Below are 26,296 nucleotides of genomic sequence, written 5' to 3'. Positions count from 1 at the left end.
AGCCCCGAGGGCAGTTGCCGTCGTGAAGAAGAGGGTTCGAAGATGGCGTTGAATCCGTATACGGGTCTACCGGCCGAGCGATTCTGGCGCAAGGTCGTGACGAACGTGCCGCCCTTCGCGGTCAATCCGCACCCGAAGGACACGTTCGCGATCGGGCCGACCGACAAGGTCGCCACCGGCGGCTCGTGCTTCGCGCAGCGGGTGGCCGAGGCGGTGCGCGGCGCCGGCTTCAACTACTACCTGACCGAGCCGCCGCCCCCCGGCATGAGCGCCGAGGAGGCCAATGCCCGCCAGTTCGGCACCTTCTCGGCCCGCTACGGCAATCTCTACTACACGCGCCAGTTCGTGCAGCTGTTCGACCGGGCCTATGGCCGGTTCGAGCCCGAGCTGAAGGCGTGGCTGCGAGACGACGGCCGCTACGTCGACCCGTTCCGCCCCACCGTCGAGCCGGCGGGTTTCGCCAGCGAGGCCGAGGTGGTCGCCGCCCGCGACGCGCATCTGGCCGAGGTGCGCCGCCTGTTCGAGACCCTCGACGTGTTCGTGCTGACGCTGGGCCTCACCGAGGGCTGGCGCTGGCGGGGCGACGGCGCGGCGCTGCCCCTCGCCCCCGGGGTCGCAGGCGGCACCTTCGATCCCGAACTCTACGAGTGCGTCAACGCCGGCGCCGGCGAGGTGCTGGGCGACCTCAACGGCTTCCTGGACCGGCTCTGGAGCGTGAACCCGAAGGCCCGGGTGATCTTCACGGTCTCGCCCGTGCCGATGATCGCGACCTACATGGACCGGCACGTGATGGAGTCGAACAGCTACTCCAAGTCGGTGCTGCGGGTGGCGGCCGGCGAGGTGGTCGGCCGGGGCGATCCGCGGGCGGTGTACTTCCCGGCCTACGACATCGTCACCAGCAACGTGAATGCCGGGCGCTACTACAACGAGGACCAGCGCACCATCAACGACGCGGGCGTGCGCCACGTCATGCGGCTGTTCCTGTCGACCTTCGCGCGCGACCGCGCCGCCGCGGCCCCGACCCACGCCCCCGTGGACCTCGCGGCCGAGTTCGAGGGCAACGCCGGCGTGATCTGCGACGAGGAGGAGATCGAGCGCAGCGTGGCGTGAGCGGCGGGGGATTTGCCTCCGGGCAGGTGTTTCGGGCAAGCTCAGCAGCCTGGGCGCTCGCGCCCGTCCGGAGTCGATCCCCTTGAGCCTGCCCCCGCCCCGCCAGCCCGACCACGCGATCGACCCGGTCTTCGTGGCGCGGCACTCGCCCCGCGCCTTCACGGGCGAGGCGCTGCCCGAAGCCGAGCTGATGCGGATGATCGAGGCGGCGCGCTGGTCGCCGTCGGCCTACAATTCGCAGCCGTGGCGCTTCCTCTACGCGCTGCGCGGGGACGCGAACTGGGAGACGTTCTTCGGCCTGCTCGTGCCCGGCAACCAGAAATGGGTCTCGGGCACCGGCGCGATCCTGTTCCTGGTCTCGAACGGACTCATGAAGGTCGGCGACGAACTGAAGCCGTCCTACAGCCACTCCTTCGACGCCGGCACCGCCTCGCTCGCCTTCCAGCTCCAGGCGATCCACCAGGGCTGGCACGCCCACGGCATGGTCGGGTTCGACCATGTCCGCGCGCCCGAGGTGCTGCGCCTGCCCGAGAACCACCGGATCGAGGCCGCCTTCGCGGTGGGCCGCAAGGTCGCGGAGGCCGACCTCACCGAGGAGCAGCGTCCGCGGGAGGCCCCGAACGGCCGCCGCCCAATCACCGACTTCGTCATCGCCGGCGCGTTCCCGCCCTCCGGCACCTGAGGCGGTCCGGAACCGGAGTCTACGACCAGGGATTGTGTCGGCAGCGCAACGGCGCCGGCCCGCGCCCCGCCTTCTCCCGCCCCGCCACGATCGGAGCCTGCCCATGGACCCGAAAGCCTCGGTCCCGCCCGGCGGCAGCGCCGTGCCCGATCCGTTCCTCGACGCGGGTGGGTTCGACCATGCCTCCGGCCTCCAGACCGTGGCCGACCGCCACGGGGTGAGCCTCGATGCGGTGCGCCACCTGGTCCAGGCGTTGGAGCGCGGGCACGGCACGATGGCGCAGTTCAACCATCCCGACCTCGGCGGGATGGGCCAGTGGTTTTCCGGCGGCATGGTGATGGTCGGCCGGATGTTCGACGACGGCCTCAAGGCCCGGGTCGACGCCCTTTGCACCGAACTCGCCGCGGCGTTGCCGGCGGGCGGCTTCACGGAGGTCGGGCCTGCGTCGCAGCGCGGCGGCGGTGAGTGGTGGCCCGCCGGCCTCGGGGCTCCGGCGAGCACCGGCGCGCAGGACGGCCTGCGCTACGCCTATTTCCCCGACACGCGGCGGCTCGCGATCGAATCGGGCACCGGCATCGCGCTCTACGATACCGGCGAGCACCACATCTCCGGGGTGTCGCAGGCGAACGGCAGCCTCGATTTCACCGGCCCTCGGGGCGTCGTCGCCCTCGACCGCCTGCGCCGCATCGAGGCGGAGACGGCGGCCCCCCGGCAGGTCGATCCGGCCGAACCGCCGCCTGTCCAACCGAGCGCGCCCCCTGCCCAGCCGAGCGCGCCCGCGCCGGTGCCGGCCGCCTCGGGCGACGTGCTGGCCACGATCGAGCGCCTGGCGGAGCTGCACGCCCGGGGCGTGCTCAGCGCGGCGGAATTCTCGGACAAGAAGGCGGAACTGCTGGCGCGGCTCTGAGTCTTCGCGCTCCCGACACGCCCACCTGCGCCCTCCTCCTGAAGGGAGGCGGAGGGGTGTGTCCTAGGCTGTCAGCCGTCCGGATACCGACCCGGTCAGGCGATGCCGGCGCGCAGCAGGTCGTGGACGTGCACGATGCCGACGGGCCGGCCGTCGGTCACCGCGAAGACCGCGGTGATCAGCCGGCGGTTCATCAGCTCGAGGGCGGCCTGGGCGAGCTTGTGCGGCTCCACGGTGATCGGCTCGCGGGTCATGATCGCCGAGACCGGGGTGTCGAGGATCTCGGGGCCCATGTGGCGGCGCAGGTCGCCGTCCGTGATGATGCCGACGAGGCGCCCGGCGCCGTCCGTGACGCCGACGCAGCCGTAGCGCCGCGCCGCGATCTCGATCAGCACCTCGGACATCAGCGCGGTCTCGTGGACCAGCGGCATGTCTTGGGGGCCGTGCATCACCTGCTGCACGGTCTTGAGGCGGGCCGCCAGCGTGCCGCCGGGATGGAGGGTGTGGAAGCGGGCCGAGGTGAAGCCGCGCCGCTCCAGCAGCGCCACCGCCAGGGCGTCGCCGAGCGCCAGCTGGATCAGGCTGGAGGAGGTCGGGGCGAGGTCGTGCGGGCAGGCCTCGCGCACCCGCGGCAATTCCAGCAGCACGTCGGCGGCCTTGCCCAGCGTGCTGGCGCCGTTGCGGGTGATGGCCACCAGCGGGATCGAGAAGCGCCGGCTGAAGCCGACGAGGTCGGAGAGCTCCGCGGTCTCCCCGGACCAGGACAGGGCGATGATCACGTCGTCGCGGGCGATCATGCCGAGGTCGCCGTGGCTCGCCTCGGTGGGGTGGACGAAGAACGCGTGGGTGCCCGTGGAGGCCAGCGTCGCGGCGATCTTGCGGCCGATATGCCCGCTCTTGCCGATGCCGCTGACGATGACCCGGCCCTTGCTCTGCAGGATGGTCTGCACCGCCTCCTCGAACGCGACGCCGAGGCTGCCCTGGAACGCCGCGCTGGTCTCCTGCAGGGCGGCGATGCCCAGTTGCAGGCTGCGGATCCCGATATCGCGGGTGCCCGCGAGATGCGGCGAGGGCGCGTCGTAGGGGTCGTCGCGCAGGGCGCTGGAAGCGGGAGCGGTCATCGGTTCCGTTCTGGACCCGTCGAGCAGGGTCCGGCGCCGCGAAGGCGAAGCGAAGCGAGGTTTTCGACGCTAGGGAGCCGTCATGGTTGAAATGTGACGCCGGGACGACATGCCGCCCCTCTCTGTCCGCCCGGCGGTTGAAGGCCCGCTCCGGCGGGTCCATGCTCCGCATACGCCAGCCAAAAAGGGCCCGAGCCCCATGACCATCCGCTTCCCCGATCCCGACCCGAACATCCTCGCCCGGCGGGGGGAGATCCTGGCGGGCCTCGCGCCCCTGGTCGCCCCGGAGGCGCTGGTGGTGAGCGAGGACGAGCGCCGGGCCTTCGAGACCGACGGGCTCACCGCCTACCGGCAGATGCCGCTGGCCGTGGTGCTGCCCTCGACCACGCGGGAGGTGGCGGCCGTGATGGCCTATTGCCACGCCGCGGGCGTGCGGGTGGTGCCGCGGGGCGCCGGCACGTCGCTCGCCGGCGGGGCGATCGCGCAGGGCGACGCGATCATCCTCGGCGTCGGCAAGATGACCCAGGTGCTCGACCTCGATTTCGAGAACCGCACCGCCCGGGTACAGAGCGGGCTGACCAACCTGGCAATCTCGGGCGCGGTCGCCCACGAGGGCTTCTTCTACGCCCCCGACCCGTCGAGCCAGCTCGCCTGCACGATCGCAGGCAACATCGCGATGAATTCCGGCGGGGCGCACTGCCTGAAATACGGCGTGACCACCAACAACCTGCTGGGCGTCACCCTGGTGCTCAACGACGGCACCGTGGTGGAGGTGGGCGGCCAGCACCTCGACAGCCCCGGCTACGATCTCCTGGGCCTCATCTGCGGGTCGGAGGGGCAGCTCGGCATCGTCACCGAGGCGACCGTGCGGATCCTGCGCGCCGCCGAGGGCGCGCGGCCGGTGCTGGTCGGCTTCTCGAAGGTCGAGGATGCGGGCGATTGCGTCGCCGCGATCATCGCGGCCGGCATCATCCCGGTGGCGATCGAGTACATGGACCGCGAGGCGATCCTGATCACCGAGGACTTCGCCCAGGCCGGCTACCCGCGCGACGCCGAGGCGATGCTGATCATCGAGGTCGAAGGCTCGGATGCCGAGTGCGACGCGATGCTGGGGCGCATCGAGGCGATCGCCAAGGACTTCAGGCCGACCAGCGTGCGGGTGTCCCGCTCGGAAGCCGAATCCGCCGCGATCTGGAAGGGCCGCAAGTCGGCCTTCGGGGCGACGGGGCGCATCTCGGACTACATCTGCATGGACGGCACCATCCCAACCGGCCAGCTCGGCCCGGTGCTGGAGCGGATCGGGGCGATCTGCGCCGGCCACGGCCTGCGGGTGGCCAACGTGTTCCACGCGGGCGACGGCAACCTGCACCCGCTGATCCTGTTCGACATCAACACGCCGGGCGAATTGCAGAAGGCCGAGGCCGCGGGCGACGCGATCCTGAAGCTCTGCGTCGAGGTCGGCGGCTGCCTCACCGGCGAGCACGGCGTCGGGATCGAGAAGCGCGACCTGATGCGGTTCCAGTACGCGCAGGTCGATCTGGAGCAGCAGATGCGGGTGAAGGCGGTGTTCGACCCCGACTGGATGCTCAACCCCGCCAAGGTGTTCCCCCTGGACGGACGCCTGGATAGCAAGGCGGCCTAGAGCCACTGATAGAGCGCCCGCGCAGTCCCGGGCTTCCAAGGGGCTCAGCCCCTGGGCGGCTCGTCAGGGCGGAGCCCTGATGGAGCCCCGGCCTCCCGGTCAGGCCGCCACGCCGCCGCGGGTCGGCCCGGCCTCGAAGCCGGCGCAGGCTGCCGGCGGTCAGGCCAGGATCGCGGCGAGGTCGGCCACCGGGGCGGGCGGGCCGAACAAATTGCCCTGCAGCTCCTGGCAGCCTTCCTCCCGCAGGATCCGCGCCTGCTCGGGGGTCTCGACGCCCTCGGCCAGGACGTCGATCTTCAGGGCGCGTCCGAGCCAGATCATGGCCCGCAGGATCTCGACGCTGCCGCCGTCCCGCGCGAGGCTGCGCACGAAACCCGGGTCGATCTTGAGCTTGTCGAACGGGAACCGGTGCAGGGTGCCGAGGCTCGAATAGCCGGTCCCGAACTCGTCCATGGCGATCCGCACGCCCGCGGCGCGGAACGCCCGCAGGAGCGACAGGTTCGCGGCGTTGTCCTGCAGCAGCACCGCTTCGGTGATCTCGAGTTCCAGGCGGTCCGGCCTGAGCCCGCTGTCGGCGAGCGCCGCCCGGACATCCGCTTCGAGGCCGAGGCCGGCGCATTGCAGCGGGGACAGGTTGACCGCGACCTTGACCGGGTCCGGCCAGGACGCGGCGGCCCGGCAGGCCGTGGCGAGGATCCAGGCGCCCAGCGGCCCGAGCAGCCCGACCTCCTCGGCCAGCGGGATGAACTCCGCCGGGCCGACCTCGCCGTGCTCGGGATGGTGCCAGCGCGGCAGGGCCTCGAAGCCGTGCAGGGCCTGGCCGTGCGCCCCGACGATCGGCTGATAGTGCAGCACGAACTGGCCCCCGGCCAGCGCCCCGCGCAAATCGCCCCCGAGTTGCCGGCGGCGCTGGATCTCGACATCCATGGCCGGGTCGAAGAAGCGCCACGTACCCCGCCCGGCGGCCTTGGCCTGGTACAGGGCGATGTCGGCCTGCCGCAGCAGCGTGGCGGCGGTGCCGGACGGATCTTCGGCGATGGCGATGCCGATGCTGGTGCCGATCACCAGGGTGTGGCCGTTCACCGCGACCGGCGTCTCGAGGGCCGCCACGAGGCGCCGTGCCAGGCGCGCGGCGTCGGCGGGCAGGGAGCGCCGTGCCGGGGACGATGGCGAACTCGTCGCCGCCGAGCCGGGCCACGAGGTCACCGACCGCCACCGTGGCGGCGAACCGGGCCGCCACCGCGCAGAGCAGCGCGTCGCCGACCGGATGCCCGTAGGTGTCGTTCACGACCTTGAAGCCGTCGAGGTCGAGGCACAGCACGGTCGCCGGCGCGCGGGCGTCGCAGCTGGCCAGGGCCGCGTCCATGCGCTCCTTCAGGACGAGGCGGTTCGGAAGGCCCGTGAGCGCGTCGTGCCGGGCCATGTGGGCGACCCGGGCCTCGCTCCGGCGCCGCTCGGTGACGTCCTCGTGGGTGCAGAGCCAGCCGCCGCCGGGGATCGGGGCGTGGACCACGTCGACCGCCCGGCCGTCGGCGAAGTCGCAGGTCAGCGACACCGCGTGGCCTGCGCGGCGGTGCGCTCGCAGGCCGCCACCAGCGCCCCGCGGCCGCGGATCCGAGGCCGTTGCGCGGGTCGCTCAGGTGGCCGAGGAGGGCCGGGAGGGCGGTCCCGGGCCGGCGCAGCTCCTCCGGGACCGCGTACATCCGCGCGTAGCGGGCGTTCATGACGATGAGGGCGTCGTCCCGGTCGAACAGGCACAGGCCCTGGACCATGTTGTCGAGGGCGATGCCGAACCGGGCGTCCTGGAGCCGCAGCGCCCGCTCGCCGCGCTCGCGCCTCGGCCAGGCCAGGCCGCCTCGGCCTGGGCGAGCTGATCCTGCGCGCGGGCCTGCCGGCGGCCGAGCAGCACCAGCGCGAGCAGGCCGAGATCGAGCAGGAACGCCGCCACCCCCACGATGGTCGCCTGCTGGTGCGCGGCCGCCAGGCAGGCCTCCGCGGTGCGGCTGATGCTGAGGACCAGCGGGTAGTTCTTCAGGGCGTGGGCGGCGATGAGCCGATCCTGGCCGTCGATCGGGCTGACGGTTCGCAGGACGCCGCCCTGCGCGGCCCGGGCGGTGATCAGGGATGCGCCGGCGCTGGGGAAGATCCGGCCGATCGTCCCCTCGCGGTGCGGGTGCCGGACCAGCAGCATGCCGTCGTTGCGGAACAACGACACCACGGCGTCGTCCGCGGGCGCGATCTGATCGTACAGGCTCTCGAAATAGCTCAGCTCGACCGCGCCCAGGATCAAGCCCAGGAACGTGCCGTCCGGGGCCGCGACCTTCCGGGCGATGTAGATCGTCCAGGCGCCGTCCCCCCGGTTCGGGACCGGGCGGCCGACGTAGCGCTGCAGGGTCGGGTCGGCGGACAGCGCCTTGAAGTAGTCCCGGTCGGCGATGTTGACGGACGGGATCGGCCAGTAGCGGCTGAAGTTCAGCAGCTGTCCGGTCCGGTCCACCAGGGTGATGGCGTTGGCCTGCGGCAGCGCCGCGATCCAGGTCTTCAGCGCCGTGTGCATGGAGGGACGGGACGCCGCCTCGGCATAATGCGCGCCATCGGCGATCCCCGCCTGGCGGAATTCGGCCAGCACGGCGTCCTGGACGAGCTCGATCGCCTGCAGCGCCCGGTCCGCCTGGTCGGCCAGGACCGTGGCGAGGCCGCCGAGGCTGCGCTCGTTGTCGTCGACCGCGCGCGTCTCCAGGTGGGCGATGAACAGCGCGGCCGCGGCCGTGATCACCAGCCCGAGGCCGATGGCCGTCCAGGCGCGCAGATCGCGGGCCTGCCGCCACCGCCGCAGGCGCACATGCCGGGCCGCCCGAGCGAAAAACGGGAAGATTGACTTATAACCCACCAGAACACGCTCGGACTACGCTCTATAACAGGGCTATATTGCCCCCGTTAATGAGTTGTTGTGCCGAAAGCGTAAACCACAGGACAATCCTGCCATACATCCTTCTCGATGGATGGCCGCCCGCGTCCGCGAACAGGAGGGCGCGCAGCGGGAAGTCGGAAGCGGGCGCCTCACCCGGCCGCGCGCAGGACCGGGACCGTCGTCAGCCACGCGCCGGTCTCCGGGCGCTCCGCCATGAGGCGCGTCAGGGCGGCGGCCGGCATCGCCCGTCCGTAGTGGAAGCCCTGGCCGACCTTGCAGCCCAGCGCCCGCAGGACGACCTCCTGGCCCTCGGTCTCGATGCCCTCGGCGACCGTGTCGAGGCCGAGGTCGTTGCTCATCCGGATGATCGCACGGGTGATCGCGGCATCGTTGGCCTCGGTGAGCAGGTCGCTCACGAAGGTGCGATCGATCTTCAGGGTCGTCAGTGGGAAGCGCTTGAGGCTGCTCAGCGAGGCGTAGCCGGTGCCGAAATCGTCGAACGCGATCCGAACGCCCAGGGCGCGCAGGTCCCGGATCGTCCCGAGGGTGCGGTCGTCGTTCTGCAGCACGACCCGCTCGGTGATCTCCAGCTCCAGCGCCTCCGGCGGGACCCGGTGGCGGGCCAGCGCGTCGGAGACCTCGCGGACGAGGTTTCCGGTCTTGAACTGGGCGGAGAACAGGTTCGCCCCGACCCGGAACGGTGGCAGCCCCTGGTCCCGCCAGGCCGCGATCTGCCGGCAGGCGGCATCCAGCACCCAGGCGCCGACCGGGAGCGCCAGCGGGCTCATCTTGATGGCCGGGAGGAACGTGCCGGGCAGGAGCAGGCCGCGCTCCGGGTGCTGCCAGCGGAGCAGGGCCTCGGCGCCGACGAGCCGGCCGCTCGTGAGGCAGATCTGCGGCTGGTAATGCAGCACCAGCTCGTCGCCGTGCAGGGCGCGCAGCAGCGCGTCCTGGGTGTTGCGCAAGGCCGTCGCGGCATGGCGCATCTCGGAGGCGAACATCCGGGCGGAGCCGCCGCCCTCCTGCTTGGCCCGGTACAGCGCGAAATCGGCGCTGGCCAGCAGCTCCTCGCCGTCGCGGCCGTGCTCGGGGGCGAGGGCGAAGCCGATGCTCGCGCCGGCCCGCAGCACGTGCGTCTCGACCACGACCGGGTCGGCCAGCGCGGCCAGGACCGCGGTGGCGCAGGCGCGCGCCGCCAGGGGTCGCCGGTGCCGGGCAGCAGCACCACGAACTCGTCGCCGCCCAGGCGCGCCATCACGGCCCGGCGCGGCAGCACCGCCGGGATCCGCACCGCGAGCGCCTGCAGGAGCGCATCGCCGACCGCGTGGCCGAGGCTGTCGTTGATCGCCTTGAACCCGTCGAGATCGACCAGCAGCACCGCGGCCGGCTGGCCGCGCCGGTAGAGGTCGTTCAGCAGGGTTTCGAACCGGCGGCGGTTGGTCAGGCCGGTCAGGGCATCCTGGTGGGCGAGGCGGAGCAGGCCGGCCTCACGCCGGCGCCGCTCCGAGATGTCCCGGATGATGGCGCCGAGATTCGGCCCGCCCTCGTCGTGCCAGACCGACAGGGCGATCTCGGCCGGGCATTCCGCACCGTCCTTGCGCCGGACCATCACCTCGATGGTGCGGCCGGCGACCTTGGCCGCGTCGCCCGCGAAGATCCGTTTCAATCCGGCCGTGTGGGCCGCACGCATGCGCTCGGGCACGATCAGATCGAAGGGCTCCCCCAGCATCTCGTCGTGGGTGTAGCCGAACAGCGCGGCGGCGGCCTGGTTGGCGAACCGGATCCGGCCCTCGCGGCTGATCGCCAGCAGCGCCAGCTCGGTGGCGTTGGCGAAGCCCATCATGGACACCCGGGCCAGCTCGCTGCGCCGCAGGGTCATCTGCTGGACCACCAGGGCGGCGAGGTCGGCGAGCGCCCGGCGGTCCCGGGCCGGGAAGTGGCGGCGCGGCACCGTATCGGCCACGCACAGCGCCCCCAGCCGGAAGCCGTCCGCGGTGATCAGCGGGGCGCCGGCGTAGAAGCGGACGAAGGGCGGTCCCACGGCGAGGGGATTGTCGGAGAAGCGCGGATCGCGCCGCGTATCCGGGATGACCAGGAGATCGTCGGACCGGATCGTGTGGGTGCAGAACGAGGCGCCGCGGGCCGTCGGCGCGGGATCGAGACCGACCTGATCGAGGCCCACCTGATCGAGACCGACTTGCGCCTTGATCCATTGATGGTGCTGATCGATCAGCGAGACGTAGGCGATCGGCGCGCGGAACAGCCGTGCCGCCAGCTGGGCGATGGCGTCGAACCGCTCCTCGGGGGCGGTCCCAGCGATCTGGAACGTGCCCAGGGCGTGAAGACGCAGGGTCTCCTGCTCGGCCAGGACGCAGTCCGACGTGGTCGCTGCCGACACCGATTTCGCTCCCGGCCCTTCAGCTCGACCCTCATGGGCGCTGCAGGACACGACTGTAAACAGCGAATCTTATCGTAGGTTTAAATCAGCGGTTGTCGATCTACGGTGATCACCAGCCCGGCCGTAGAAGCAGGGCCGCATGCTGGTATCCATGACACGGCTCCCGGCCGTCTCCGGTCGAGAGCCAGTATCCGGCCGGCCCGTGGCGCGGCGATCCGGTTTGTTTCCGGTCCGATTGCTGCGGGCCGGCTGCGCGAAAGCCTCCCTCTGCGCCGAGCGGCGCGGAGGGAGACCGGGGCTGGCGCTCAGGCGGCCTCGACGGACTTGCGGCTGGTGCTGCGGCCCTTGGCGGGGGCGGACTCGGCCTTCTCGGCCTTGCGGCGGCCGCCGCGGGCCGGCGCGGGCGCCGCGGCAGACTCGACGTCCGGCTCCTTCTCGGATGGCTGGGTGCGGCCGGGTTGGCCGAGACCGAGGCTCTTGGCCAGCGCCGAGCGCTGCGCCGAGTAGTTCGCCGAGGTGGTCGGGTAATCCGCCGGCAGGCCGTACCGCTCGCGGTAGCCCTGCGGATCGAGGCCGTGCTTGGTCAGGTGGCGCTTCAGGGTCTTGTACGACTTGCCGTCGATGAAGCTGACGAGACCATCCGGGCGGATCGACTTGCGGACCTGCGCCGGGGTCGGCCGCTCGACAGTGTCTTCCGCCGCGGTGGAAGGCCCGGAGCCGATCGAATTCAGCGCCTCGTGGATGCTCGCGATCAGCGCGGGCAATTCGGTCGGGGGCAGGGAATTGTTGGCGACATAGGCCGCAACGACGTCCACGGTCCGTTCGATATAGTGCGCTTGGGATGCGGACGCTTCTTCGGACATTCTTGCTTTCCTTGAGTTGGATGTGTGTGGGAATGGCGGCTTACTGCGAGTTAAGACAGCCGCAGGAAAAAGCAAGGTGATCCATACAATTCCATGTGATCGATTGAAAGTTCAGGTCTACATCGGCCGGCCAAGGTTACAGGTTGAAGTTGCATTGGCGCCATTATCCAGGCACTTGCGCGGCGCTATATCCTGGCCTGCGCGACGAATGCTGGCACTGGCTGGAAGCGAGGTTTTCGTTGGTGGGAGAGACCGTTACGGCCAAGGTCAGCAGTTCCCGCGGGGGGTCTTGGCGCGACTTTCCCGGCCGTTGACCGGTCTTGCCGCCGCGCCGCAAAATATTTTTGCAGGATCGCCGATCGCCTGTGGGTTCCGGCACCGTTGAGGGCGGGATCCGGGCTCAGGCGAAGGACTTGCGGGGGTCGAACGCGTCGCGCACTGCTTCGCCGGCAAAGACCAGGAGGCTCAGCATCACGGCGATGACCAGGAATCCGGTGAGACCGAGCCACGGCGCGGTCAGGTTGTCCTTACCCTGTGCCAGCAGCTCCCCCAGGGAGGGCGAGCCCGGCGGCAGGCCGAAGCCCAGGAAGTCGAGGGAGGTCAGCGTGGTGATCGAGCCGTTCAGGATGAAGGGCAGGAAGGTCAGCGTCGCCACCATGGCGTTGGGCAGCAGGTGGACCGTCATGATGCGCAGGTTCGACAGGCCGAGCGCCCGCGCGGCCCGGACGTATTCGAAGTTCCGCGCCCGCAGGAACTCCGCGCGCACGACGCTGACCAGCGCCACCCACGAGAACAGCAGCATGATCCCGAGCAGGACGAAGAAGCCGGGGGCGATGAAGGCCGAGATGATGATGATCAGGTAGAGGGTCGGTATCCCGCCCCAGACCTCGATGAACCGCTGGAACGCGAGATCGACCCAGCCGCCGAAATAGCCCTGCACGGCCCCGGCCACGACCCCGATCGCCGAGGAGACCGCGGCCAGGATCAGCCCGAACAGCACCGAGATGCGGAACCCGTAGATCACCCGCGCCAGCACGTCCCGGGTGGTGTTGTCGGTGCCGAGCCAGTGCCACGGGATGTCGGCGCAGGTCGCCCCGCCGAGTTTTTCCGCCACCGGCTTGCACTGGGCGTCCGAGAGCATCCAGGTCGGCGGCGACGGCGAGGGTGTCGGCAAATCCTCGTTGATCGTGTCGTAGGAGAACCGGATCGGCGGCCAGAGCGCCCAGCCGTGCTCGGCGATCTCCTTGCGGATCTCGGGCGACCGGAAATCCGTGACCGCCAGGAAGCCGCCGAACGTCTCCTCGGGGTAGTCCACCAGCACCGGGACCAGCCACTCGCCCTTGTAGGACAGGACGATCGGGCGGTCGTTGGCGATGAACTCGGCGAACAGGCTGAGGACGAACAGCGCCGCGAAGATCAGGAACGACCAGGAACCGAGGCGGTTGCGGCGGAAGGTGTCGAGCCGGCGCCGGTTGAGCGGCGACAGCCAGCCGCGCCCGCTCGAAACAGGGGCCGGCGCGGGAACGGCCTCATCGGGCCGCAGGACGGTCGGCTGGGCGCCCGGCAACGGCACCGTGACGACCTCGCTCTCACCGGCGCGCGCGGTCTCGTTCATGGCCGCGGACCCTGTGGAACCAGAAGATTCTTGAGGACCGGAAGAGCCTTGCTGTGGCAGAGCAAGGTGCCGGATCCAGACGAGACCGGGCAAGGCGCCGGTCTCGTCCCCCGTGCGGGCGAGGGGGCACGGCGCAGCCGGAACGAGCCGACGCGGAAAAACCGCAGATCGGACAGCGAGACGGTCACGGAACGGGGGCTACGACCCTTCGACCCTCGTAAACCCCGGATACCACTCAGGCGTCGAGGCGGGTCGCGGTGCCCTCGATCTCGTTCGGGCGGACGCCGCCGGACCGCTCCATCCAGCGGCGCAGCAGGCGGACATTGCGGCGGTTGGCCTTGAAGGCGGCGTCGAACAGGTCGCCCGCCAGGGGGACGACGCCGAGCAGACCGTCGAAGGCGACGTTCAGCCCCATCCGGGCCACCAGCCAGCGGGGGGCGCCCAGGCGCTTGGCCTCGTAGACGATGAACGAGGAGATCACCATGCCGGCCACGTCGCCGATCACTGGCACGAGCCCGATCAACGCGTCGAACCCGACCCGCCGGTTGATCCCCGGGATCACGAAGGCCGTGTCCATGAAATGCGCCAGCGTCTCCAGCCGGGCGAGGCTGGCCTCTCGGTCGAGATCGGCCGACAGGAACGGCGGCAGGCGCGACGACGCGCTGCCGGGAAAGGTGCTGCCGGGAAAGGTCTTGGCGCCGGCGGAGGGGCCGGTCCGGGAAGCCTGGGAGAAATCCATCGTGGGGATCCGTCGGAGAGCCATCACCGTCAACGAGGTGGCCCCCCCGGGGGATCCCCGCAAGCAAAGCGCCTGCGACCATCATGCCGCACCCCCGGCCACGCCGCGCATCCGCGCGAGGGCGGTGTCCAGGGTGGCGTCGGCCTTGGCGAAGCACAGGCGCACGAGGCTGCGCACCGAGCCGTCCGGGTAGAACGCGCTCACCGGGATCGCGGCGACGCCGTGGCGGGTGACCAGAGCCTCGCAGAAGGCGACGTCGTCGGCGTAGCCGAGCCCGGTGATGTCGATGTTGAGGAACCATGTGGCCTGCGCCGGCAGGACCCGGAAGCCGAGGTCGCGCAAACCGGAGGCCAGCCGGTCGCGGGAGGCCGCGTAGCCGGCCCGCATGGCCTCGAACCACGGCTCGGGCTTGCCGAGGCCGTACGCCACCGCCTCCTGCAGGTTGGGGGGCGTGGTGAAGGTGAGGAACTGGTGCGCCTTGGCCAGGACCGGCATCAGCCGGGCATCGGCCATCACGAAGCCGACCTTCCAGCCGGTGAGCGAGAAGATCTTTCCCGCCGAGCCGATCTTGACCGTCCGCTCGCGCATCCCGGGCAGCGCCATCAGCGGCCGGTGGCGGGCGCCGTCGAAGACCACGTGCTCCCAGACCTCGTCGCAGAGCGCGGTGACGTCGAACCGCGTGCAGTACCGGGCGAGCAGCGCCAGGTCGTCCGGGTCGAACAGGGTCGCGCTGGGGTTCAGCGGATTATTGAGCACCACAACCTTCGTGCGCGGGCCGAACGCGGCGGCCAGCGCCGCCTCGTCGAGCCGGAAGGCCGGCGGCTGCAGGGCCACGATCCGCGGAACGCCGCCCGCCCGCTGCACCAGCGGCAGGTAGGCGTCGTACATCGGCGCGAACAGCACGACCTCGTCGCCGGGCTCGATCAGCGCCAGCAGGGCCCCGGCGAGCGCCTCGGTCGCCCCGGAGGTCACCATCACCTCGGTCTCGGGGTCGAGGGCGAGGTCCTGGTGCCGGGCGTAATGCGCGGCCACGGCCTCGCGCAGAGCCGGCACTCCCATCATCGGCGGATACTGGTTCCAGCCGTCGAGGAGCGCCCGGGCGCCGTGCTCGCGCACGTCCGCGGGGCCGGGATCGTCCGGGAAGCCCTGCCCGAGATTGACCGCGTCGTGGGCCCGGGCGAGCCGCGACATGGTCTCGAACACCGTGGTCGGCAGGGCGGCAAAGACCGGATTCATGCGGTGCGGGACGCCGCTTGGGGCGCAGCAGACAGGCTGGACATCGGCGGGATGTAGCATGGGGTCGGCAGCGTGCGGAATGTGCGCACCCGCACAGACCCATCCATCCGGGCGAACGGCGGGGCTGACGAATGTTGACATTCATCAGTCGTAACGTAGGTTCGTCTCACGGCTGGAGCGGCGCTCTCGCCGGCGGGGCTTTGCCCCCTCGCTCCGTCAGCGAGACGCCGCTCCGGTCCTCTTCGAGGGCCATCGATCTCCGGATCGGTGGCCCTTTCGGCATGTGATCGGTCGCGCGATCTGGTAGCGTGCCGGGCCCACCGGATGCGACCATGCGGACGACGCACGCCCTACGCCTCGCCCTGCTGATCGCCGGCCTGGGCCTCGTCCTCCGGCTCGGCCTGCCGGTGGCGCCCGTGGACGCGCCGTTCCGCGCGGTGCTGAAGGCCTATGCGGCGCCGGACCCGTCCGCCGCGGCGCCCAGCAACACGGCTGAAACCTCCGCGCCCTAGTGACGGCACATTGGCCGGGCATCCGATAGGCCCCGGCGATGGAATATGCCGCAGCCGCCGGACACCGTCCGGCCTGGATAGCCGCGTAGGCCGATGCCACCGTCCGGGCCGCCGAAGCGTGGGCGGCCGGAACATGCGCCATGGGGGCGTGCACAGCGAGGGATAGGGTGCCGTCGGTCGCGCAGGCGTCCGGCATGTGCTCTAGTCAGGCATGAACGAGAGTTCACCGATCCGCACCGACACGGCGCGCGCCTACCAGCCGGGCCCGGGCGCCGGCGCGCGACGTCCGCACGCGGCGCTTCCGGCCGATCCGCTGGCTCGTGATCCTGGCCCTGCTGGCGGGCGCGGGGGGCGATCGGCTACCGCTGGTACGAGGGCGCGCACCGAAGGCCGCCGAGCCGGCCACGCCCCACAAGGGCGGCGGCCGCGGCGGGCGGCATGGCGGCGGCGACATGGCGCAGGCGGTGGGCGTCGCCCCCGTGACGACCGGCGACATGCCGGTGGTGCTCCAGGGCCTCGGCACCGTGACGCCGCTCGCCACCGTGACGGTGAAGTCGCAGATCAGCGGCTACCTGATGGCGGTGAAGTTCCGCGAGGGCCAGACCGTCAAGGCTGGCGACGAGCTCGCCCTGGTCGATTCCCGGCCCTACGAGGCGCTGCTCGCCCAGTATCAGGGCCAGCTCGCCCGCGACCAGGCGCTGCTGCAGAACTCGAAGCTCGACCTGCAGCGCTACCAGACGCTGAACCGGCAGGATTCGATCTCGAAGCAGAACGTCGACACGCAAGCCGCCCTGGTCAAGCAGAACGAGGGCACCGTGGCGGCCGACCAGGCGCTGGTCGACCAGCAGAAGCTCAACATCGCCTACACCCACATCACCGCGCCGGTGGACGGGCGGGTCGGCCTGCGGCAGGTCGATCAGGGCAACTACATCTCGGCCGCCTCCACGGCGATCGTGGTGGTGACCCAGCTCCACCCGATCTCGGTGATCTTCACCCTGCCGGAGGACGACGTGGCCCGGGTGATGCGCCAGGTGCGGGCGGGAGCCAAGCTCGCGGTGCGTGCCTACGACCGGGGCGACGCCCACCAGATCGCGATCGGCACCCTCGACACCGTCGACAACCAGATCGACACGACCACCGGCACGGTGAAGCTGCGGGCGCAGTTCGACAACGCCGACGAGGAGCTGTTCCCGAACCAGTTCGTCAACGCCAAGCTCACCGTCGACACGGTGCGGGCCGCGACGCTGGTGCCGAATTCCGGCCTGCTGCAGGGCACGCCCGGCACCTACGTCTACCTGATGGATGGGGACAGCAAGGTCACGGTCCGGCCGATCAAGACCGGAGAGACCGACGGGACCAACACCGTCGTGGTCTCGGGCCTGAAGCCGGGCGACCGGATCGTCACCGACGGCACCGACCGGCTCAAGGACGGCGCCGAGGTCCGGATCACGGACGGCGCGCAGGCGGCGGGCGCGACCGGCGCGGTCACCGGGGCGGGCGACAAGCCCGGCGGAAAGCCGGCCGCCGGACCGGGCGGGGCGGCCGAGGCCGCCCCTCCGGCAGCGCCGGAGGGGCGGCCGCCGGCACGGGCGCCGGTCGGCGCAGTGAGCCCCGGCCAGGGCGCGCCTGCCATGAACCCGTCCCGCCTCTTCATCCTTCGTCCGGTCGCCACGACGCTGCTGATGCTGGCGATCCTGATCGTCGGCGGCGTCTCGTACCTGAACCTGCCGGTCTCGGCGCTGCCAGCCGTCGATTACCCGACGATCCAGGTCCAGACCTTCTATCCGGGCGCGAGCCCCGAGGTGATGACCTCCTCGGTCACGGCGCCGCTGGAGCGACAGTTCGGCCAGCTCGCCAACCTCAACCAGATGACCTCGCAATCCTCGGCGGGCGCCTCGGTCATCACGCTGCAGTTCAACCTCGACCTGCCCCTCGACATCGCCGAGCAGCAGGTCCAGGCGGCGATCAACGCCGCCGGCAACCTGCTCCCCTCGGACCTGCCGGCGCCGCCGATCTACGCCAAGGTCAACCCGGCCGACGCCCCGGTGCTGACCCTGGCCCTCACGTCGAAGACCCTGCCGCTGACCCAGGTGCGCGACCTCGCGGAATCGCGGCTCGCCCAAAAGATCAGCCAGGTGGCCGGCGTCGGCCTGGTCAGCATCTCGGGAGGCCAGCGTCCGGCGATCCGGGTGCGGTTCAACGCCCGGGCGCTCGCCGCCTACGGGCTGAACATCGACGACCTGCGCACCACCATCACCAACCTCAACGTCAACACCCCCAAGGGCTCGATCGACGGGCCGAAGCAATCCTACCCGATCAACGCCAACGACCAGATCCGCGACCCGAAGGCCTACAACGCGGCGATCATCGCGTATCGCAACGGCGCCCCGGTGATGCTCTCGGAGGTCGCCGACGTGGTCGAGGGGCCGGAGAACACCAAGCTCGGCGCCTGGGCCGACACCACGCCCGCGGTCATCCTGAACATCCAGCGCCAGCCGGGCGCCAACGTCATCGCCACGGTCGACAAGATCAAGGCGCTGCTGCCGCAGATGCAGGCGAGCCTGCCGACCTCCGTCGCGGTGGCGCCGCTCACCGACCGCACCACCACGATTCGGGCCTCCGTGGAGGACGTGCAGTTCGAGCTGGGGCTTGCGATCGCGCTGGTCGTGCTGGTGATCTTCCTGTTCCTGCGCAGCCTGTCGGCGACGCTGATCCCGAGCCTGTCGGTGCCCCTGTCGCTGATCGGCGCCCTGTCGGTGATGGACCTGTACGGCTTCTCCCTCGACAACCTGTCGCTGATGGCCCTGACCATCGCGACCGGCTTCGTGGTCGACGACGCCATCGTGGTGATCGAGAACATCGCCCGCCACGTGGAGGCCGGCGATTCGCCCCTGGAGGCGTCCCTGAAGGGGTCGCGCGAGATCGGCTTCACCATCATCTCGCTCACCGTCTCGCTGATCGCGGTGCTGATCCCGCTGCTGTTCATGGGCGACGTGGTCGGGCGCCTGTTCCACGAATTCGCCATCACGCTGGCCGCCACCATCGTGATCTCCGCGGTCGTGTCGCTGACCCTGGTGCCGATGCTGTGCGCGCGCCTGCTCAAGCACGCGCCCGAGGCCAAAATCTGCCGCCGCGAGGGCGTGTTCGCGCGCGCCGGGCGGCGCGCCACCGACGGTACGATCGCCGCCTACGGCCGGGCGCTCCGGGTGGTGCTGAACCATCAGGGTCTGACCCTGCTGGTGGCGCTCGGCACCCTGGTGCTGACCGTCTACCTGTTCGTGGTGATCCCCAAGGGCTTCTTCCCGGTCCAGGATACCGGGGTGATCCAGGGCATCACGCAGGCGGACCAGTCCGTCTCCTACGCGGCCATGGCCGAGCGCCAGCAGCGGATGGCCGCGCTGATCCTGAAGGACCCGGACGTCGCCAGCCTGTCCTCGTTCATCGGGGTCGACGGCCAGAACGTCACGCTCAATTCCGGCCGGATGCTGATCAACCTCAAGCCGCGCGACCAGCGGACGGACTCGGCCGGCGCGATCATCCGACGGATCACGGAGGCGGCCCGGGCCGAGCCCGGCATGCGCCTGTACATGCAGCCGGTCCAGGACCTGACCATCGACACCGCGGTCTCGGCGACCCAATACCAGCTCATCCTGGAGACCCCGAACCTCAACGATTTCGAGACCTGGGTTCCGCGCTTCACCGAAGCCCTGGCGAAATCCCCGGTGGTGGCCGACGTCGCGAGCGACCACCAGGCGCAGGGGCTCGCCGCCTACGTCACCATCGACCGTCCCACCGCCGGCCGCTACGGCATCACCCCGGCGACCATCGACAACGCCCTCTACGACGCCTTCGGCCAACGGATCATCTCGACCATCTTCACCCAATCCAACCAGTACCGGGTGATCCTGGAGGCCGACCCGAACCTGCACACCACCCTGCGCAGCCTCGACACGATCTACCTGCCGTCCTCGACGGCCACCAACGGCCAGGTGCCGCTCTCCGCGGTGGCGCGGATCAGCGAGCGGCGGGCGCCCCTGCTGATCTCGCATCTCGGTCAGTTCCCGGCCACCACGGTGTCGTTCAACCTCGCCCCCGGCGCGGCCCTCGGGCAGGCCGTGGAGGCGATCGAGCAGGCCAAGGCCGCGATCGACCTGCCGCCCTCGTTCCGGGTGGTGCCGCAGGGCTCGGTCTTCGCGTTCCAGTCGGCGCTCAGCAACGAGCTGTTCCTGGTGCTCGCGGCGATCATCACCGTCTACATCGTGCTGGGCGTGCTCTACGAGAGCTTCATCCACCCGATCACGATCCTGTCGACCCTGCCGTCGGCCGGGATCGGGGCGCTGCTCGGCCTGATGCTGTTCGGCCTGTCCCTCGACATCATCGCGGTGATCGGCATCGTGCTCTTGATCGGCATCGTGAAGAAGAACGCGATCATGATGATCGACTTCGCGCTGCAGGCCGAGCGCGAGGACGGGCTCGATCCCCGGGAGGCGATCTTCCAGGCCTGCCTGCTGCGCTTCCGCCCGATCCTGATGACGACGCTGGCCGCCCTGTTCGCGGCGGTGCCGCTGATCCTCGGCACCGGCGTCGGCTCGGAGCTGCGCCAGCCGCTCGGCATCTGTATCGCCGGCGGCCTGATCGTCAGCCAGGTGCTGACCCTGTTCACGACCCCGGTGATCTATCTGGCCTTCGATCGGCTGGAGCGACGGATCGCCGGGCGGCGGGGGCCCGCCCTCGAAAGCGGCGAGGCGGTACCATGAGGGGCCGGGACGATTCCGCGCCTCTCCCTCCCCCCTCTGCGGGGGAGGGTGGCCCCCGAAGGGGGTCGGGAGAGGGGAGCGACGGTGCAGGATGTGGCTCACTCCGTGCCGACGGGCGCCGCTTCGAAGCGATCTCGCCCCGCCTGCGCACCTTCGCGAAAGGCCAGCGCCGCGAGCGGACCCGTGCGGAGGATCTCTTCTGGCAGCAGGTGCGTGCCGGGCGCTTTCACGGACTCAAGTTCAGCCGGCAAGTTCCGATCCCGCCCTATATCGCCGATTTCCTCTGTGCTTCCGCACGATTGATCGTCGAGCTGGACGGTGAACCGCACGAGACCGACGCGCGTCGTCGCCGTGACGCGCAGCGCGATGCGTGGCTGAAAAGCCAGGGCTTCGAGGTCCTGCGCTTCCCGAACGATCTCGTGCTGAGCAATCTCGGTCTGGTCCTCGACAGGGTCGGCGAGGCCGTCGAGGCGCGCGCCCTATCCCTCCCCCGCAGCGGGGGGAGGGAGATGCGCGGAGCCGGTTGCGCCTCTTCCGACAAGCACGCAGCGCTCCGCCAGGACCACCACGGGAGGCACCGCCCGTGAACATCTCCGAGCCGTTCATCCGCCGGCCGGTCGCGACCACGCTGCTCACGATCGGCGTGCTGCTCGCCGGCCTGTTCGCGTTCCTGAAGCTGCCGGTGGCGCCGCTGCCGCAGATCGACTTCCCGGTCATCCTGGTCCAGGCCCAGATGCCGGGCGGCTCGCCCGAGACCATGGCGACCACCGTGGCGGCCCCCCTGGAGCGGCGGCTCGGCGCCATCGCGGACGTCAACGAGATGACGTCCACGAACTCGCTCGGCTCCACCCGGATCGTGCTGCTGTTCGGCCTGAACCGGGACATCGACGGCGCGGCGCGCGACGTCCAGGCGGCGATCAACGCGGCGCGCGCCGACCTGCCGGCCTCGCTCCGGCAGAACCCGACCTACCGGAAGTTCAACCCCGCCGACACGCCGATCATCATTCTCGGCATGACCTCGGACACGCTGACCCGCGGCCAGGTCTACGATTCGGCCGCCACCGTGGTGCAGCAGAAGCTGTCGCAGCTGCCCGGCGTCGGCAACGTCGATATCGGCGGCTCGTCCCTGCCGGCGGTACGGGTGGAGCTCGATCCCACCGCCCTGTTCAACTACGGCATCGGCCTGGAGGGCATCCGGGCGGCGCTCGCCTCGGCCAACGCCAACTCGCCCAAGGGCGAGATCGACGCCGGCGGCCGGCGCTACCAGCTCTACGCCAACGACCAGGGCCGCAAGGCCGAGGATTACCGCGACATCATCGTGGCCTACCGCAACGGCGCCGCGGTGAAGCTCACGGATGTGGGCGAAGTGCTCGACGGCGTCGAGGACAAGCGCAACCTCGGCATCGTCAACGGCAAGGCCGGCGTGCTGCTGTTCGTCTACAAGCAGCCCGGCGCCAACGTGGTAGAGACCATCGACGCGGTGAAGAAGGCGCTGCCGCAGCTCACCGCGGCGCTGCCCGGCGGCATCGACATCAAGCTCACCGGCGACCGCAGCGCCACGATCCGGGCATCGCTCGCGGCCACCGAGGAGACCCTGCTGGTTGCGGTCGGCCTCGTGATCCTGGTGGTGTTCGCCTTCCTGCGCTCCGGCCGGGCGACCCTGATCCCCGCGGTGGCGGTGCCGATCTCGATCATCGGCACCTTCTCGGCGATGTACCTGCTCGGCTACTCGCTCAACATCCTGTCGCTCACGGCCCTGATCATCGGCACCGGCTTCGTGGTCGACGACGCCATCGTGGTGCTGGAGAACGTCCAGCGCCACATCGAGGACGGCAAGCCCCGGTTGCAGGCGGCGCTGATCGGCGCCCGGGAGGTCGGCTTCACGGTGATCTCGATGAGCCTGTCGCTCATCGCGGTGTTCCTGCCGATCCTGCTGATGGGCGGCCTGATCGGACGGATCTTCCAGGAATTCTCCGTCACCCTGTCGCTGTCGATCCTGATTTCCTTGGTCCTTTCACTGACCACGACGCCGATGATGTGCGCCCGCCTTTTGCGGGCCGAGGGGCACGGACGCGCGGCGGGACGCCGGCCGAACATCCTGATCCGCGGCTTGGAGGGCGGCTTCTCCTGGCTGCTCGACGCCTATGCCCGGACTCTGTCGGTGGCGCTCGCCCATCCGCGGCTGGTGCTGCTGAGCCTGCTCGCCACCGTGGGGCTCAACGTCTACCTCTACATCATCGTGCCGAAGGGGTTCTTCCCCGAGCAGGATACCGGCCAGATGATGGGCGGCGTCCAGGCCGACCAGCGCATCTCGTTCCAGTCCATGGAGACCAAGCTCCGGCAGGCCACCACCATCGTGGGCGCGGATCCGGCGGTGGAGAGCGTCGTCGGATTCACGGGCGGCCGCGGCACCAACTCGGCCAACGTGTTCATCGGGCTCAAGCCCATCGGCGAGCGGGCGCCGATCTCGGCCGTCATGGCGCGGCTCCGGCCGAAGCTCGCCCAGGTCGCGGGCGCGCGCCTCTACGTCTTCCCGCGCCAGGACCTGCAGATGGGCGGCCGCCAGAGCTTCGCCCAGTACCAGTACACCCTCCAGGGCGACACCGCCGAGGAGCTGTTCGCCGCCGCCCCGAAGCTGGTCGCCGCCCTCCAGAAGGACCCGACCTTCGCGGACGTCACCTCCGACCAGCAGGAGGGCGGGCTGGAGACCCGGGTGGTGATCGACCGCGCCACCGCGTTCCGGTACGGCATCACCCCGAATAAGATCGACAACACCCTGTACGACGCCTTCGGCCAACGCCAGGTCTCGACCATCTACAACCCCCTGAACCAGTACCACGTCGTGATGGAGATCGCCCCGCGCTACCTGGAATCCCCCGAGACGCTGAAGCAGATCTTCGTCTCGACCTCCGGGGGCAACGCGCCGGGCGCGGCCATCACCAACGCGGTGGCCGGCACCGTCGCGGCAGCGGGCGGCGTCAACACCAACGCGGCCACCGGCACCAGCAGCCCGGGCAGCGGCGCCGCGCCCTCCACGGGGCCACGACCGCCACGGGGGCGGTCGGCGGCGCGTCCACCGGAGCCGCCGCGGCGGCCGCCACCAGCACGGCCGATGCCGCTTCGAACGCCGCCGCGATCGCCTCCGACTCCGCCCGCAACGCCTCCTCCAACGCCATCGCGGCGAGCAAAGGCGGCGCCTCCTCGAGCGCACCGGTCTCGGCCGCCAAGGAGACCATGGTGCCGCTCTCGGCCTTCGCCCGGATCGAGCCGGGCAGCGCCCCCGTCCAGGTGAGCCACCAGGGCCTGTTCGTCGCCACAACGATCTCGTTCAACCTCGCACCGGGCAAGAGCCTGTCGGACGCCACCGCGGCGATCGACCGGGCGATGGCGTCCCTGCGGCTGCCGGCGACGATCCACGGCGAGTATGCCGGCGCGGCCAAGAACTACGTGGCCTCGGCCTCGCGCCAGCCGCTGCTGATCCTGGCCGCGATCCTGGCGGTCTACGCGGTGCTGGGTATCCTGTACGAGAGCTTCGTGCACCCGCTGACGATCCTCTCGACCCTGCCGTCGGCCGGCGTCGGCGCGGTGCTGGCCCTGCTGGTGACCGGCACCGAATTCACCATCATCGCGCTGATCGCGGTGTTCCTGCTCATCGGCATCGTGAAGAAGAACGCGATCATGATGATCGACGTGGCGCTGGACGCCGAGCGGACCCGGGGGGCGAATCCCGTGGATGCGATCCGCGAGGCCTGTCTCGTGCGCTTCCGGCCGATCATGATGACCACGCTCGCCGCCATGCTGGGGGCCGTGCCGCTGATCCTGGCCACCGGCGAGGGGGCCGAGCTGCGCCGGCCCCTGGGCATCGCCATCGTGGGCGGATTGATCGTGAGCCAGATCCTGACCCTGTACACCACCCCCGTCGTCTACCTGACCCTCGACCGCCTCCGGCACCGGGTGCTCGCCCGCCGCCAGCGGCGCCGGGCCCGGCGGCGCAGCGGCATTGCCGGCCGGAGAGTGATGCGTTCGTTTTCACGTGAAACACCGGCGGCCCCGACGCGCGCGCCTCGCTCTCTCGGCGCCGAGCACGCATCATCGATCGATGGGAGCGACGCTGCGCGCGCATTCCCTCCCCCCTCTGCGGGGGAGGGTGGGCCCCGGAGGGAGTCGGGAGAGGGGCAGCGCGACGGTTCACGATGTGTCGCCCGTCGCGACCTCTCCGGCACCGTCGCTCCCCTCTCCCGACCCGGCCTGACGGCCGTGCCACCCTCCCCCGCGAAGGGGGGAGGGAGACGCGCTCGCGGCCTCGGGCTGCGCCATATTCTCTATCTCCCCCTCATCCCCGCACTGGCCGGCTGCGTGGTCGGCCCCGACTATGCCCGGCCCTCGGTCGAGACCCCGCTCGCCTACCGGGAGGGCGGCAAGCGGGAGGACAGCGCGGCTGTCGTGGCGGCGCGCAAGAAGGGCTGGCGCGAGGCCCGGCCCAACGACGCGGCGGAGCGCGGCGACTGGTGGCGGGTGTTCAAGGACCCGACCCTCGACCGCCTGATCCGCCTCGTGGATGTCGACAACCAGTCCCTCCGGCAGGCGGTGGCGAATTACCGGCAAGCCCGGGCCCTGGTCGCCTCGGCCCAGGCCGCCCTGTACCCGACCGTTGTCGGCGCCCCGAGCATCACCCGGACCGGCAGCGGCAACACCGCGCGCACCAGCGCCGCGCTGCTCGGACAGGCGAGCTGGGAACTCGACCTGTTCGGCGGCACCCGCCGGAATATCGAGAGCGAGGCGGCGCTGGCCCAAGCCGACGCCGCCACGATCGCCGCGACCCGGCTGACCATCCAGGCCGAGGTCGCGGCCGACTACCTGACCGTGCGCTACGCCGACGCCCTCCAGAGGGTGCTCGACGAGAACGTCGCGAACTTCAAGAAGACGCTCGGCATCACCGAGAACCAGTACGCGGCCGGGGTCGCGGCCCGCTCGGACGTGATCACGGCGCAGACCCAGGTCCAGACCATCGAGGCCCAGGCCATCGCGATCCGGCTGACCCGGGTACAGTACGTCAACGCCATCGCGACCCTGATCGGGCGACCGCCCTCGGAGGTGACGATCCCGGTGGCCGGCATCGGCCGCAACCCGCCCACCGTGCCGGTCGGGATCCCGTCCGACCTGCTCGAGCGGCGGCCGGATGTCGCCCAGGCCGAGCGCTTGGTTCAGGGCCAGAGCGAGCGGATCGGCGTCGCGGTCGCCGCTTTCTACCCCACGGTGACGATCTCGGCCCAGGGCGGCATCTCGGGTCTGACCCGCAACGGCCTGTTCTCGGCCGCCAACCAGGTCTGGTCGGCGACCGCCGCGGGGACCGAGGTCCTGTTCGACGGCGGCGCCCGCACGGCGGCGGTGCGCTCGGCCGAAGCCGGCTACGACGCGGCGGTGGCCAATTACCGGCAGGTGGTGCTCGCCGCCCTGGCGGAGGTCGAGAACCAGATGGCGGCCCTGCGCATCCTCGGCCTGCAGCAGAGTGCCCAGGACGCGGCGGTCGAATCGTCCCGCAGGGCCGTGGAGATCACCCTCAACGAGTACCGGGCCGGCACGCAGAACTTCACCACGGTGGTGACCGCGCAGGGCCTGCTCGTGAGCAACGAGATCAACGCCCTCCAGGTCCGGCTCAACCGCTTCACCGCGGCGGTCACCCTGATCCGGGCGCTGGGCGGCGGCTGGGACGTCCGCGCCCTGCCGAGCGATGCCGAACTGAAGGGTCCGACCCTGCCGATCGACCGAGGCGGCCAGGCCGTCCGCCCGGACGAGTGAGGCG

16 protein-coding genes and 5 pseudogenes are annotated in these 26,296 nt (G+C 70.8%); 10 read left to right on the top strand and 11 right to left on the bottom strand.

The window, feature by feature from the left end; all coding sequences use genetic code 11:
- The first annotated feature begins 42 nt into the window (after window positions 1-42).
- From FVA80_RS23395 to FVA80_RS23385, 3 genes are all read left to right on the top strand, one after another.
- Window positions 43-1,110, top strand: coding sequence for a GSCFA domain-containing protein (locus tag FVA80_RS23395; protein WP_147909992.1), 1,068 nt, complete (start codon window positions 43-45; stop codon window positions 1,108-1,110).
- Window positions 1,111-1,192: 82 nt separating this feature from the next.
- Window positions 1,193-1,792: a nitroreductase family protein gene (locus FVA80_RS23390; protein WP_147909991.1), complete on the top strand. Its 600-nt coding sequence runs from the start codon at window positions 1,193-1,195 to the stop codon at window positions 1,790-1,792.
- Between the two features lie 103 nt (window positions 1,793-1,895).
- Window positions 1,896-2,699, top strand: a complete 804-nt coding sequence (locus tag FVA80_RS23385; RefSeq protein WP_147909990.1) for an SHOCT domain-containing protein — start codon at window positions 1,896-1,898, stop codon at window positions 2,697-2,699.
- Window positions 2,700-2,794: 95 nt separating this feature from the next.
- On the opposite strand, the gene FVA80_RS23380 is transcribed toward FVA80_RS23385, so the two are convergent.
- Window positions 2,795-3,820: a KpsF/GutQ family sugar-phosphate isomerase gene (locus FVA80_RS23380; RefSeq protein WP_147909989.1), complete on the bottom strand. Its 1,026-nt coding sequence runs from the start codon at window positions 3,818-3,820 to the stop codon at window positions 2,795-2,797.
- 199 nt (window positions 3,821-4,019) lie between these two features.
- Between FVA80_RS23380 and FVA80_RS23375 the strand changes: the two genes are divergently transcribed.
- Window positions 4,020-5,462, top strand: coding sequence for an FAD-linked oxidase C-terminal domain-containing protein (locus tag FVA80_RS23375; RefSeq protein WP_147909988.1), 1,443 nt, complete (start codon window positions 4,020-4,022; stop codon window positions 5,460-5,462).
- 159 nt (window positions 5,463-5,621) lie between these two features.
- Here the strand turns inward: FVA80_RS23375 and FVA80_RS31585 are convergent, their stop codons facing one another.
- From FVA80_RS31585 to FVA80_RS23345, 10 genes and pseudogenes are all read right to left on the bottom strand, one after another.
- On the bottom strand, window positions 5,622-6,668 hold the full coding sequence (locus FVA80_RS31585) for a GGDEF domain-containing phosphodiesterase (protein WP_281408671.1): 1,047 nt from the start codon (window positions 6,666-6,668) through the stop codon (window positions 5,622-5,624).
- Window positions 6,669-6,684: 16 nt separating this feature from the next.
- Window positions 6,685-7,017: pseudogene (locus tag FVA80_RS32040) on the bottom strand (diguanylate cyclase); the annotation flags it as partial.
- Between the two features lie 165 nt (window positions 7,018-7,182).
- Window positions 7,183-8,352 (bottom strand): cache domain-containing protein, encoded by a 1,170-nt coding sequence (locus FVA80_RS31575; protein WP_246692100.1) that lies wholly within the window; start codon window positions 8,350-8,352, stop codon window positions 7,183-7,185.
- Window positions 8,353-8,522: 170 nt separating this feature from the next.
- Window positions 8,523-9,338 carry an EAL domain-containing protein gene (locus FVA80_RS31570; protein ID WP_246692454.1) on the bottom strand — a complete coding sequence of 272 codons (816 nt, stop codon included), beginning with the start codon at window positions 9,336-9,338 and terminating at the stop codon, window positions 8,523-8,525.
- A 108-nt stretch (window positions 9,339-9,446) separates the two neighbouring features.
- Window positions 9,447-9,518, bottom strand: a pseudogene (locus FVA80_RS32035) (hypothetical protein); the annotation flags it as partial.
- A 116-nt stretch (window positions 9,519-9,634) separates the two neighbouring features.
- A pseudogene (locus FVA80_RS31565) lies at window positions 9,635-10,771 on the bottom strand (diguanylate cyclase); the annotation flags it as partial.
- 305 nt (window positions 10,772-11,076) lie between these two features.
- Window positions 11,077-11,634, bottom strand: a complete 558-nt coding sequence (locus FVA80_RS23360) for a MucR family transcriptional regulator (RefSeq protein ID WP_147909985.1) — start codon at window positions 11,632-11,634, stop codon at window positions 11,077-11,079.
- 400 nt (window positions 11,635-12,034) lie between these two features.
- Window positions 12,035-13,249, bottom strand: a complete 1,215-nt coding sequence (locus FVA80_RS23355; protein WP_147909984.1) for an ABC transporter permease — start codon at window positions 13,247-13,249, stop codon at window positions 12,035-12,037.
- 235 nt (window positions 13,250-13,484) lie between these two features.
- Window positions 13,485-13,988, bottom strand: a complete 504-nt coding sequence (locus tag FVA80_RS23350) for a DUF4112 domain-containing protein (protein ID WP_147909983.1) — start codon at window positions 13,986-13,988, stop codon at window positions 13,485-13,487.
- Window positions 13,989-14,069: 81 nt separating this feature from the next.
- Window positions 14,070-15,224, bottom strand: a complete 1,155-nt coding sequence (locus tag FVA80_RS23345; protein ID WP_147909982.1) for an aminotransferase — start codon at window positions 15,222-15,224, stop codon at window positions 14,070-14,072.
- Window positions 15,225-15,556: 332 nt separating this feature from the next.
- Between FVA80_RS23345 and FVA80_RS23340 the strand changes: the two genes are divergently transcribed.
- From FVA80_RS23340 to FVA80_RS32225, 6 genes and pseudogenes are all read left to right on the top strand, one after another.
- The gene (locus FVA80_RS23340; protein ID WP_147909981.1) at window positions 15,557-15,736 is read left to right on the top strand and encodes a hypothetical protein; all 180 of its coding nucleotides are present in this window, start codon (window positions 15,557-15,559) and stop codon (window positions 15,734-15,736) included.
- Between the two features lie 452 nt (window positions 15,737-16,188).
- A pseudogene (locus FVA80_RS31560) lies at window positions 16,189-17,130 on the top strand (efflux RND transporter periplasmic adaptor subunit); the annotation flags it as partial.
- 237 nt (window positions 17,131-17,367) lie between these two features.
- On the top strand, window positions 17,368-20,493 hold the full coding sequence (locus FVA80_RS23335; protein ID WP_147910041.1) for an MdtB/MuxB family multidrug efflux RND transporter permease subunit: 3,126 nt from the start codon (window positions 17,368-17,370) through the stop codon (window positions 20,491-20,493).
- Window positions 20,494-20,624: 131 nt separating this feature from the next.
- Window positions 20,625-21,080: a DUF559 domain-containing protein gene (locus FVA80_RS23330; protein ID WP_246692453.1), complete on the top strand. Its 456-nt coding sequence runs from the start codon at window positions 20,625-20,627 to the stop codon at window positions 21,078-21,080.
- Window positions 21,077-23,458: pseudogene (locus tag FVA80_RS23325) on the top strand (efflux RND transporter permease subunit); the annotation flags it as partial. The gene FVA80_RS23330 and the pseudogene FVA80_RS23325, both read left to right, overlap by 4 nt.
- Before the next feature lie 269 nt (window positions 23,459-23,727).
- Entirely contained in the window at window positions 23,728-26,292 is a 2,565-nt protein-coding gene (locus FVA80_RS32225; RefSeq protein ID WP_348644592.1) for an efflux transporter outer membrane subunit, read from the top strand.
- Window positions 26,293-26,296 lie beyond the last annotated feature (4 nt).

The organism is Methylobacterium sp. WL1, from assembly GCF_008000895.1.
GTDB lineage: Bacteria > Pseudomonadota > Alphaproteobacteria > Rhizobiales > Beijerinckiaceae > Methylobacterium.
The sequence above is the reverse complement of the archived record's forward strand: the minus strand, read 5'-3'. Positions and strand labels throughout refer to the sequence as shown.

Excerpts from the sequence above, each read along its gene's own strand:
- FVA80_RS23375 (WP_147909988.1), top strand. The coding sequence starts at position 4,020 with ATGACCATCCGCTTCCCCGATCCCGACCCGAACATCCTCGCCCGGCGG.
- FVA80_RS23380 (WP_147909989.1), bottom strand. The coding sequence starts at position 3,820 with ATGACCGCTCCCGCTTCCAGCGCCCTGCGCGACGACCCCTACGACGCG.
- FVA80_RS23350 (WP_147909983.1), bottom strand. The coding sequence starts at position 13,988 with ATGGATTTCTCCCAGGCTTCCCGGACCGGCCCCTCCGCCGGCGCCAAG.
- FVA80_RS23355 (WP_147909984.1), bottom strand. The coding sequence starts at position 13,249 with ATGAACGAGACCGCGCGCGCCGGTGAGAGCGAGGTCGTCACGGTGCCG.
- FVA80_RS32225 (WP_348644592.1), top strand. The coding sequence starts at position 23,728 with ATGGTGCCGCTCTCGGCCTTCGCCCGGATCGAGCCGGGCAGCGCCCCC.
- FVA80_RS23340 (WP_147909981.1), top strand. The coding sequence starts at position 15,557 with ATGCGGACGACGCACGCCCTACGCCTCGCCCTGCTGATCGCCGGCCTG.
- FVA80_RS23335 (WP_147910041.1), top strand. The coding sequence starts at position 17,368 with ATGAACCCGTCCCGCCTCTTCATCCTTCGTCCGGTCGCCACGACGCTG.
- FVA80_RS23395 (WP_147909992.1), top strand. The coding sequence starts at position 43 with ATGGCGTTGAATCCGTATACGGGTCTACCGGCCGAGCGATTCTGGCGC.
- FVA80_RS23385 (WP_147909990.1), top strand. The coding sequence starts at position 1,896 with ATGGACCCGAAAGCCTCGGTCCCGCCCGGCGGCAGCGCCGTGCCCGAT.
- FVA80_RS23345 (WP_147909982.1), bottom strand. The coding sequence starts at position 15,224 with ATGAATCCGGTCTTTGCCGCCCTGCCGACCACGGTGTTCGAGACCATG.
- FVA80_RS23360 (WP_147909985.1), bottom strand. The coding sequence starts at position 11,634 with ATGTCCGAAGAAGCGTCCGCATCCCAAGCGCACTATATCGAACGGACC.